Source organism: Ferrovum myxofaciens, from assembly GCF_000735045.1.
In the GTDB taxonomy this organism is placed as follows: Bacteria; Pseudomonadota; Gammaproteobacteria; order Burkholderiales; family Ferrovaceae; genus Ferrovum; species Ferrovum myxofaciens.
Genome location: NZ_JPOQ01000353.1, coordinates 1 through 468, shown reverse-complemented (window position 1 = coordinate 468; position 468 = coordinate 1). Strand labels below are relative to the sequence as shown.

The following is a 468-nucleotide window of genomic DNA, read 5'->3' as shown; positions in this document are numbered from 1 at the left end:
CGGTTTACGCATTAATGTGGCCCGTATCCATCTGGCTATCATTCTGCGCAGGTCAGGCCGGTCTACCAGCCACTCTTCCAGTAGACGCAATAATACCTGAATAGTTTCCGGGTCGGCAGGATGCTCAATCCGAAACACCGCTGCCACCATGTTCTTGAGTGAACTCAATTCGCTCTCGGTGTATGCGTTCTCGTCTACCAGCAGGTATTTCGCCCTCGGCTTGAACTGCTCCACCAACCCAGGCACTGACGGAATCAGGTCGAACACATCCGTTACTGCCGTCCAGCGCTGACTGCCGTTGTACAACACGATGGGCAAAACTGGCGGCAGGCGTCCATCGGACAACACCATCCCCTGCTTGATCAGGTCCTGATACAGCAACCCCATGTACACCATCATACGCAGCGCCATGTATTTATCGACGGTACTCTGAAACTCGATAAGTATATAGAGGTAAACCCAATCCCC

The 468-nt window shown here is 53.0% G+C and carries 1 protein-coding gene; it reads right to left on the bottom strand.

Going from position 1 to position 468, the window contains the following annotated elements:
- Window positions 1–447: Rpn family recombination-promoting nuclease/putative transposase (locus tag IV91_RS0113980; protein ID WP_267880978.1), on the bottom strand; the 447-nt coding region annotated here is incomplete at its 3' end.
- Between the last annotated feature and the right edge of the window lie 21 nt (window positions 448–468).